Origin of the sequence: Streptococcus sp. (genome assembly GCF_032481935.1) — a bacterium.
Lineage (GTDB): Bacteria > Bacillota > Bacilli > Lactobacillales > Streptococcaceae > Streptococcus.
On sequence record NZ_JAWERU010000047.1, the window covers coordinates 1 to 10,182 of the forward strand.

The following is a 10,182-nucleotide window of genomic DNA, read 5'->3' on the forward strand; positions in this document are numbered from 1 at the left end:
TTTCATCAGACTCACACCCATTCTACACTGGACGTCAAAAGTTCACTCAAGCAGATGGACGCGTGGATCGTTTCAACAAAAAATACGGTCTCAAATAATCATAAAAGAACAGTTTCGACTGTTCTTTTTTGTTTCTTCAAATCAGGAGTCAACGACTACTGCTGTTCCACTACAAGTGACCATCAGCATACCATTTTCAGCACCTAAAGTTTCATAGTCCATTTTTATACCTATAATAGCATTTGCTCCACGTTCACTTGCACGCTCCATCATTTCTGCTATAGCTTCTTCTCTTGCTTGAGTCAATTCACCTTCATAACTACTCGCTCGACCTCCAAAAACATTACGGAAGCCAGCAGCCATATCTTTGAACATATTAACTCCAGCAACTACTTCACCAAAGACAATTCCTTTGTAGGCTAGGATTTTTTTCCCTTCAATTCCCATAGTTGAAATAATCATCTTCCTTTCCTCCTAACTTCTTTTATATAATTGTAAACCCTTTCACTAACTCTGTCAAGAAATACTATAAGGGGCTCAATACTTGAAAGGAAACTCTTCTCACCATCCTTGTTTGCTATCCATTTAGTGCCAATTGTATGGATGGTGGCCTAAATCTTTTCTTTGCAAGCCTAACTTGAGATAGCTTTCTCAGCTTCATCAATCTTACCAATGGGTATAGCTTGGGATTCATAACTGGCATAAAAGCAACTGTTCTCTTCTACCCCCTTTTTGCCCCAAAACTACAAAAAAAGCCTATCGACCAAGCTAGAAAGCTTGATACAATAGGCTTTTTCTAAATTCATTATTTAACAGCGTCTTTAAGAGCTTTACCAGCTTTGAATGCTGGAACTTTTGAAGCTGCGATAGTGATTTCTTTACCAGTTTGTGGGTTGCGACCTTTACGTGCTGCACGCTCACGAACTTCGAAATTACCAAAACCAATCAATTGAACTTTTTCACCAGCTGCAAGGTAATCAGCTACTGCTGCAAATACAGCATCAACTGCTGCTGCTGAGTCTTTCTTTGTCAATTCTGTAGCTTCTGCTACTTTAGCGATCAAATCTTGTTTGTTTGCCATGTTAATAATTCCTCCAAATATTTTCTAATTAACAATTACAATCATATCCTAAATTCTCTTGTAGGTCAAGTCAAAAACGCTATTTCTTGCTATTTTCTTTATTTTTTTAGGACTCATATCTGACTAAAATAGCCCAAGCATTTTCACCTGTATGTGTCTGAATAATCGAACCTGTTTCAAGTACAGAGATTGGTTTTTCAACGAATGGTTGTAGGATTTCTTTCATCTCTTCTGCCCAGTCTCTAGTTCCAGAATAGGAGATACCAATTTCGGCAACAGAACGCTCTGACAGTTTTGCAACTAGCTCATCTAACCATTTTTTAAAAGTTTTAGCTCCACGTCCTTTAACGATTGGTTGCAATTCATCATCTTTCATCTGCATGACTACGCGGATATTTAATAGAGAGCTTAAAAGACCTGTCACTCGGCCAATACGACCACCTTTAACAAGGTTTTCCAAGGTAGAAACACCAATATAGAGCTCTGTGTTCTTCTTTACTTCTTCAACATGAGCCACAATTGTCTCAATGTCTTGTCCTTCTTGAGCTAACTTAGCTGCTTCAACTACTTGAAATTTTAGGGCTTGATCTGTAAAGGAACTATCCAATACAGTCACATTAGCTGTTGACAAACTTGCACCCTGACGAGCTGCTTCGACAGTTCCTGATAAGGCATGAGACATATGAATGGCTAAAATTTGACTACCGTCTTTACTCAACTCATCAAAAATCTCAGCAAAGAGTCCAACAGGAGGTTGACTTGTTTTAGGCAGATTTTTACTCTCTTTCATCAAGCGAAGAAATTCCCCTTCTTCAAGATCAGCATCCGAATAAAGAACACTATCAATCATTACAGAGAGCGGAACGACGGTAATATTTAATTCTTTGACCACTTCTGGTTCAATGGTAACAGAAGAATCTGTTACGATTTTTACTTGTGTCATAATTCAAATCTTTCTATGTTTCACTTTTTGAGTGAGTTTTTTCAATTTAACTATAACAATTATATCAAAAAAAAGCTAAAAATTCATACTGTATCTATTCATTTTTATGATGGAAATTATATATTTTTAAATCTTTAATTTTATAAAAATAGTCGCCTGCTAAGACGACTAATGTTCATTTATCATAAACGTTCATACAATTCCTGCATCTGTATGTCATCAGGAACCAACTTGAGATAGTGTTGAATCTGTTCTTTTGCTTCTTCAAACCTTCCAAGTTCGCGTAATAGATGAATGTATTGCTCTAAAAACTCAGGATTTTCCTTGAGTTCTGGAACCAATGCCTGATAAGATTCATAGGCAGCATCCAAATCTTCAGTTTCTTGGTAACTCCGTGCAATCATCCACTTAGTCAAGAGATTTTCTGGCTCATATACTTCTAAGGCTAGAATATCCTCATACCTTTCTTGCTCCTGATACATGGTTGCTAGTCGCAAGAGGATTTCTTCTTGGTCTTCCGCATCTTCTTGAGCTTGAAGAAGATAAGCTTCCGCCTGCTCAGGTTGATGCAATTCGTAAGATAATTGTGAAGCAAGGAGTAGTAAACGTGTCTCGAAAGGATTTTTTTCCAAACCTTGTTGAGCAATCAGTAAGGCTTGCTCAGTCTGGTGTTCCTTATGTAGAGCCTGACTGTAACCATATTCATACCCTTCAAAATCTGGAGAAATAGTATCCAGCTGTTTAAAATATAAAACTGCCTTTTGATATTCCTCTTGATCAAAGTAAAGACTTGCTAATTCAAATGCAGTCTGATCTTCATACTCTAACTCTAAAGCTTTTTCTAAAAACTCTATGGCTGATTCAAACTTTCCAAGTCGAGCATAGGCAGTACCAATTCGTTGATAGGTCGAAATCCCTGTCTGCTCATATATTTCACGATTATCCAGTTGAGCATAGCCCTTAATCGCTTCTAAATCATTTCCAAGTTCACTATCTAACTCTGCTAGCCCAAAAATCAATAAAGGATCATCAGAGTAATTAAGAGCTTCTAAGAGTTTCTCACGAGCTACATCCGTCAATCCTTCCATTTGATAGAAATCAGCCTTTAAAACAAGAGCAGATACATAAGAATCGCTATTGGGTTGAATTTCTTCTAGATAGGCAAATGCTTCTTCAATTTGTCCGTCTTCACTTGCGATACTAGCTAGATTGAGATTTACTTCTGGAAATATTGGAGCTAGTTTTTCATAGATTTGACGAGCTTGTGGATAAAAACCAATACCTTCTAGATAATAAGCCAGTTCCAGAAGAAGATCATCAGAGTCTTCTACCAATGCTTTTTGAAAATAGTGATCAGCTCTTGTTAAATCTTGCTGATCCAAAGCTTCAAGCATTTCTTGACTATTGCTCACCTTCAACCTCCTCTTCTAACTCATACAGACCACTAACTTTTTTATACCATTCAAAAATAGCTGAAATAACAACTTTGGCTGAAGCATAAACAGGAATTCCCAATAGGACTCCCCAAACACCAAACATAGAACCAGACGTCAACAAAACGAATAGAATCGTGATTGGATGGATGTTTAGTTGACTACCTAAAATCAATGGAGACACAAAACGACCTTCAATTGTCTGCTCTACGATAAAAACGATAATAACTTTCAAGAGCATAACTGGTCCAGCAATTAACCCTAAGACCAGAGCTGGTATCATAGCAAGGAAACTTCCAAGATAAGGGATAAGATTTAAGACCCCAGCAGTAATACCAAGAGTCACCGCATATCTCAAACCAATAATTTTAAAGAAGATGATAAACATAATTGCCACGATAATAGCAACAGTAATTTGTCCTCTAACATAGTTAGAAAGTTGTTGGTTCACATCCGTTAGAACCTTACCTACTGGTTCTCTCAATTTATTTGGTAAGAATTGAGTGATATGATCTCTCAAACCTTTTCCATCTCTAAGGAGATAAAAGAGCATAAAGGGCATGATAATTAGAGCGACAATGACTTGAGACGTTCCACTGATAAGAGCACTCACCCAGTTCACAGCCTTAGAAGATATATTACTTGCCCAAGCAGTTGCTTGTGTTGAAAACTGAGCCAGAACCTGTTCCAGTTGAGGTCTAAAGTCATCTGGCAAACGCTTAGTTACAAGATCATCAATAACTCTGTCAGCATCTTCGAGATAATTTGGTACATTTTGCGCAAAAATAACTACTTGACGTTGAAGATTTGGAATCGCAACAGCCAGACCAATAATCAAGAGTATGGCAATAATGACAAAAATAATACTAATGGCTAAGACACGATTTATCTTATACTTCTCCATCAAATCCACCAGTGGATTTAAGAGATAAAAAAGTAATCCTGATAAAATAACAGGCAACATAACCACTGATAAAAAATCAACGACAGGGATAAATAAAAAACTAATCTTACTTAAAATAAAAATATTCAAACCTAGTAACAAGGCTACCAAAAAAACTGTAACAGCCTTATTATCTAAAAACCATTTAAAAAACCAAGATAAATTAAAATGTTTCTCTTTTTGTTCCATATCTACTTCCTTTCCTTTGTCCTTTCATTATACCATTTTTATAGGGAATAAACTGTTTTTAAAGTGTTGAGGTGACGATTGAGAACTTTAACAAAGCGACCTTGCATTTTACTAATTTTATACTTAGATGTTTCATACTTTTTTCACTATTTTCTTCAGGTCTCCCAATTTATGATATAATAGAAACATCTTTATTTAGAGGTATAGCTATGATTGAAACAATTTATTTCGGAACTTACACACGTCGTTTATCCCAAGGGATTTATCAAGCTGATTTTGATACAGAAACTGGGAAACTATCCAATCTTAAACTATTTGCTACTGAGCCAAGTCCTACCTATCTTGTATTTGATCAAGAAAATCACCTCTACACTGTCGGTAGCAAAGATGGTCAAGGTGGAATTGCTGCCTATCAAACTGATGGTACTTTGCTAAACCATGTTGTGACAGAAGGCGCTCCTCACTGTTATGTTGCAGTTGATGAGAAACGTGGCCTAGTATATGGTGCTAACTATCACAAGGGACAAGTTTTGGTCTATAAACGTAAAGAAGATGGTAGTCTAGAATTGGCTGATACAGTTCAGCATAGCGGTCATGGTCCTCATGAAAATCAAGCTTCTCCACATGTACACTTTACAGATTTAACACCAGATCAGTATTTAGTCACTTGCGACTTAGGTACTGATGAGGTTACTACCTATGATGTCAATCCAGAAGGAAAACTAAATAAGCTAACTACCTACAATTGTAGTCCTGGTGCTGGTGCACGTCACCTTGTTTTTCACAACCACTACAAGATTGCTTATCTCATCTGTGAACTCAATAGTACAATTGAAGTATTGATTTATGATGGTGTTGGTGCATTTGAAAAAATGCAAGTTATTTCTACTCTTCCTGAAGGATTTAATGGCTTTAATGGAACTGCTGCTATTCGTCTCTCACAAGATGGAAAATACCTGTACGCATCAAACCGTGGTCATGATTCTATTGTAGTTTACACTATTCTAGCTGATGGTAGTTTAGAATTGTTGGAATTCGTTCCTACAAACGGGAAAACTCCTCGAGACTTTATCCTCTCACCAGATCAAGAATTCCTCATCGCCGTTCACCAGGATTCTGATAATGCAACTGTCTTTAAACGTAATTCAGATACTGGTCGTCTTGCAGAACTTTCCAATGATTTCCACGTTCCCGAAGCGGTTTGCGTCACATTTTAAACATAAAAAAATGAACTTGATTCTCAAATCAAGTTCATTTTTTTATAATTTATTTCCGACATTGATTCGGTTAATAGCACGTTGTAATGCAATCTTAGCACGACGCTCTTGGTCAATCAAGTGTTTGTCTTGCGCTTCTTCGATTTCACGTTCTGCACGAAGTTTGGCACGTTCTGCACGGCTAATATCGATATCACGAGCACGCTCAGCTGAGTCTGCAATAATGGTAATGACATCATTAGCAATCTCAATGATTCCTCCGTTTACTGCTATCCAGTTGACATGAGAATCATCATCAATACGTTTGACTTTAACTTCATCAACTGCTAATACCGCAATCATATTTTGATGTCGTGGCAAGATCCCCATCTCACCATCCAGAGTTCGAACCGATACAAAGCTGGCATGGTGATCATAGACGAGGCCATCTGGTGTCACGATCTGGACAGTTAACTGAGCCATAGATCACCTCTTAAAATCCCATTTTTTCAGCCTTAGCGATAACATCTTCGATTGAACCTACTCCACGGAAGGCATCTTCTGGGAGATGATCGTGTTTACCGTCGAGAATTTCCTTAAATCCACGAACTGTTTCCGCTACTGGAACATAAGAACCTGGTTGACCAGTAAATTGTTCCGCAACGTTGAAGTTTTGTGAAAGGAAGAACTGAATACGACGGGCACGAGCAACCAAAGTCTTTTCTTCATCAGAAAGTTCATCCATACCAAGGATGGCGATGATATCTTGCAACTCATGGTAACGTTGAAGAACACGTTTGACCTCAGCCGCAACTGCGTAGTGTTCTTCTCCAACGATTTCAGGTGCCAAGGCACGTGAACTTGAAGCAAGTGGGTCAACGGCTGGGTAGATACCCAATTGAACCAATTTACGTTCCAAGTTGGTAGTTGAATCCAAGTGAGCGAAGGCTGTTGCTGGCGCTGGGTCAGTATAGTCATCCGCTGGCACGTAGATAGCCTGGATAGAGGTTACAGAACCTTTCTTAGTTGAAGTGATACGTTCTTGCAATTGACCCATTTCTGTTGCGAGGGTTGGTTGGTAACCAACGGCTGATGGCATACGACCCAAAAGGGCAGATACTTCTGAACCAGCTTGTGTGAAACGGAAGATGTTGTCAATGAAGAGAAGAACGTCTTGGCCTTCTACATCACGGAAGTATTCAGCGATTGTCAAACCAGTAAGGGCAACACGCATACGTGCTCCTGGTGGTTCATTCATCTGACCAAATACCATGGCTGTTTTCTCGATAACGCCTGATTCCTTCATTTCCCAATATAAGTCGTTCCCTTCACGAGTACGTTCCCCAACACCAGTAAATACTGAAATACCACCGTGTTCTTGGGCAATGTTATGAATCAATTCTTGAATCAAGACAGTCTTACCAACTCCGGCACCACCAAAGAGTCCAACCTTACCACCTTTAAGATAAGGTGCAAGAAGGTCGATAACCTTAATCCCTGTTTCGAGGATTTCTGAAGAGGTAGACAACTCATCAAAAGTAGGTGCTTTTTTATGAATTGGCTGGCGCTCTGCATCTTCACCAAAAGGAGCTTCCAAGTCAATGGTATCTCCCAAAACGTTGAAGACACGTCCCAAGGTTTCTTTACCTACTGGTACAGAGATTGGACGACCTGTGTCCAATACTTCCATTCCACGAGTCAAACCATCTGTTGATTCCATGGCGATGGTACGAATCATACCATCCCCCAACTCTAAGGCTACTTCAAGGACGATTTTTGTTTTCTTTTCGTCATTTTTGTAGACGACAAGTGCATTGTTAATCTCAGGTAGTTTTTCTCCAGCTGCAAACAATACGTCTACAACGGGTCCGATAACCTGAGCAATTTTACCTGAACTCATCTCCTTCTCCTATTCTATATAAGATACTATCGGTTCCTAGTTTCGCTAGGTCCTAAGTTCATTGATATGAGCAGGATGGCTTTATTCTAAAGCACTAGCTCCTGCCACAATTTCTGTGATTTCTTGTGTAATCGCCGCCTGTCTGGCACGGTTATACTGGATTGTCAAATCATTAATCACTTTTTTGGCATTATCAGTCGCTGTTTGCATGGCTGTCATACCAGCAGCATTTTCAGCTGTCTTGGCATCAATAATAGCACCATAAATCATACTTTCTGCAAACTGTGGCAGCAATTGATCCAAGATTTCTTCACGACTTGTTTCAAGGTCAAAAGTCAAGCTATAGTTATCATCTGCTTCATTTGGATCCAAGTCCACGATTGGAAGCATTTGTTCTACACGCATTTGACTTGTCAATGTATTCACGTGGTGGTTGTAGCAAACATAGAGCTCATCAAAAAGTTCATTTTGATACATTTCAATCGTTTTAGAGATAATCTTACGAACTTCATCGAAGCTTGGTTGACTGGCTAGACCACGCAATTCATAAATTGGCTGAATACCACGAGCTTTAAAGAAGTCTGCTCCCATACCACCGATACAGATAACTTCAAAATCATCACCTGATGGATGGTATTCCTTCTGAATTTCCATGACGGCCTTCAAGATGGAAGAATTATATCCTCCAACAAGACCACGGTCAGATGTAATGACGATATAGCCTGTTTTTTTGACTGGGCGGCTAATCAACATTGGATTTGTTGATCCGCCGGCACCATCTCCGTGAAGGATATCTGTAACCAACTTACGCACTTTTTGTGCATAAACTTGGAAGTTACGAGCTGCTTCTTCAGAACGACCTAACTTAGCAGCAGAAACCATCTGCATCGCGTTAGTAATTTGACTAGTATTTTTTGTTGAGGCGATTTTTGTTTTAATATCATTTAGAGATACTGCCATCTGACACCTCTATTCCTATTGGAAGCTAGATTGATTGAGAAACTCAGTAATCGCAGCATCCAAGACTGCTTCATCTGGCAAGTCTTTTGTTTCACGAATGGTTTCCAAAATCTCAGGATGTTGAGCATCAAAGAACATATGGAACTCTTCTTCGAAACGAACGATATCGTCTACAGGAATTGTATCCAAGAAACCATGGGTCAAAGCATAGAGAATAGTAACTTGTTTCTCAACAGGTAATGGTTTGTGAACTGGTTGTTTCAAGACTTCTACAGTACGACGACCACGGTTCAATTTAGCCTGAGTAGCTGCATCCAAGTCAGAACCAAATTTAGTGAAGGCTTCCAACTCACGGTATGAAGCAAGGTCGATACGGAGTGTACCAGCAACCTTCTTCATGGCTTTAATCTGAGCAGAACCACCAACACGAGATACAGAAGAACCTGCATCGATAGCCGGACGGATACCAGCATTAAAGAGACTATCGCTTAAGAAGATTTGTCCATCTGTAATAGAGATTACGTTTGTAGCGATATAGGCTGAGATATCTCCTGCTTGTGTTTCGATAAATGGAAGAGCTGTGATAGATCCACCACCAAGTTCATCAGAAACTTTAGCAGAACGCTCAAGCAGACGACTGTGAAGGTAGAAGACATCCCCTGGGAAGGCTTCACGACCTGGTGGACGACGAAGCAAGAGAGAAAGTTCACGATAAGCTACCGCTTGTTTAGATAAGTCATCATAAACGATCAAGACATGCTTACCTTGGTACATAAATTCTTCAGCCATAGCAACTCCTGCATAAGGTGCAAGGAAAAGCAATGGTGAAGGTTGTGAAGCTGACGCTGTCACAACGATTGTGTAATCCAAGGCTCCGTACTGGCGAAGTGTTTCTACTTGTGTACGAACTGTTGATTCTTTTTGACCAATCGCTACATAGATACAAATCATATCTTGACCTTTTTGATTCAAGATTGCATCGATAGCGATGGTGGTTTTCCCTGTTTGACGGTCACCGATAATCAACTCACGTTGTCCACGACCGATTGGAACAAGGGCATCAATAGCTTTCAAACCAGTTTGCAATGGTTGTGATACTGATTTACGTTGCATAACCCCAGGAGCTGGCGCTTCAACTGGACGAGTTTTGTTTGTGTCGATTGGACCAAGCCCATCTACTGGGCGACCAAGTGGATCCACGACACGTCCAATCAAGCTATCACCAACTGGAACTTCCATGATTTTTCCTGTACGACGAATGGTGTCGCCTTCGCGGATATCTGTAAAGTCTCCAAGGATGATAATACCAACATCTGTTGATTCTAAGTTTTGCGCCATACCATAAGAGCCGTTTTCAAAAATCAACAACTCTCCACTCATGGCATTTTCAAGGCCATGAGCACGCGCAATTCCGTCACCGATGTAGGTTACAACACCAGTTTCAGTCACATCAAAATTGGGTTTGAAATTTTCAATTTGTTGCTTAATTAAAGCGCTGATTTCTTGTGCGTTAATTGCCAAAAGAACACCACTTTCT

Annotated in this window: 11 protein-coding genes; 2 read left to right on the top strand and 9 right to left on the bottom strand. The window is 39.4% G+C overall.

Annotated features, from left to right (window positions below; all coding sequences use genetic code 11):
• On the top strand, positions 1 to 98 hold a 98-nt coding region (gene rpmE, locus E7C97_RS08115; RefSeq protein ID WP_316108826.1), incomplete at its 5' end, for a 50S ribosomal protein L31.
• Positions 99 to 141: 43 nt separating this feature from the next.
• Here rpmE and E7C97_RS08120 read toward each other — a convergent pair.
• The 5 genes from E7C97_RS08120 to E7C97_RS08140 form a co-directional block, all read right to left on the bottom strand.
• Positions 142 to 462, bottom strand: a complete 321-nt coding sequence (locus E7C97_RS08120; RefSeq protein WP_316108822.1) for a heavy metal-binding domain-containing protein — start codon at positions 460 to 462, stop codon at positions 142 to 144.
• Positions 463 to 805: 343 nt separating this feature from the next.
• Positions 806 to 1,081, bottom strand: coding sequence for an HU family DNA-binding protein (locus E7C97_RS08125; protein ID WP_001284633.1), 276 nt, complete (start codon positions 1,079 to 1,081; stop codon positions 806 to 808).
• Positions 1,082 to 1,187: 106 nt separating this feature from the next.
• Positions 1,188 to 2,024, bottom strand: coding sequence for a DegV family protein (locus tag E7C97_RS08130; RefSeq protein WP_061863182.1), 837 nt, complete (start codon positions 2,022 to 2,024; stop codon positions 1,188 to 1,190).
• A 182-nt stretch (positions 2,025 to 2,206) separates the two neighbouring features.
• A complete protein-coding gene (locus tag E7C97_RS08135) occupies positions 2,207 to 3,436 on the bottom strand; it encodes a tetratricopeptide repeat protein (protein WP_316108823.1) in 1,230 nt (409 codons plus the stop codon).
• Entirely contained in the window at positions 3,426 to 4,589 is a 1,164-nt protein-coding gene (locus E7C97_RS08140; protein ID WP_049503623.1) for an AI-2E family transporter, read from the bottom strand. The genes E7C97_RS08135 and E7C97_RS08140 overlap by 11 nt, the downstream gene beginning before the upstream one ends.
• A 209-nt stretch (positions 4,590 to 4,798) precedes the next feature.
• Here E7C97_RS08140 and E7C97_RS08145 point away from each other — a divergent pair, with 209 nt between their 5' ends.
• Positions 4,799 to 5,806: a lactonase family protein gene (locus E7C97_RS08145; RefSeq protein WP_316108824.1), complete on the top strand. Its 1,008-nt coding sequence runs from the start codon at positions 4,799 to 4,801 to the stop codon at positions 5,804 to 5,806.
• Between the two features lie 42 nt (positions 5,807 to 5,848).
• Here the strand turns inward: E7C97_RS08145 and E7C97_RS08150 are convergent, their stop codons facing one another.
• The 4 genes from E7C97_RS08150 to atpA form a co-directional block, all read right to left on the bottom strand.
• On the bottom strand, positions 5,849 to 6,268 hold the full coding sequence (locus tag E7C97_RS08150) for a F0F1 ATP synthase subunit epsilon (RefSeq protein ID WP_049503620.1): 420 nt from the start codon (positions 6,266 to 6,268) through the stop codon (positions 5,849 to 5,851).
• A 10-nt stretch (positions 6,269 to 6,278) separates the two neighbouring features.
• Positions 6,279 to 7,685, bottom strand: a complete 1,407-nt coding sequence (gene atpD, locus E7C97_RS08155; protein ID WP_000094353.1) for a F0F1 ATP synthase subunit beta — start codon at positions 7,683 to 7,685, stop codon at positions 6,279 to 6,281.
• Positions 7,686 to 7,766: 81 nt separating this feature from the next.
• Complete coding sequence (locus E7C97_RS08160) at positions 7,767 to 8,645, bottom strand: F0F1 ATP synthase subunit gamma (protein ID WP_049503618.1); 879 nt, start codon at positions 8,643 to 8,645, stop codon at positions 7,767 to 7,769.
• A gap of 15 nt (positions 8,646 to 8,660) precedes the next feature.
• Positions 8,661 to 10,166 carry a F0F1 ATP synthase subunit alpha gene (gene atpA / locus E7C97_RS08165; RefSeq protein ID WP_049503616.1) on the bottom strand — a complete coding sequence of 502 codons (1,506 nt, stop codon included), beginning with the start codon at positions 10,164 to 10,166 and terminating at the stop codon, positions 8,661 to 8,663.
• Between the last annotated feature and the right edge of the window lie 16 nt (positions 10,167 to 10,182).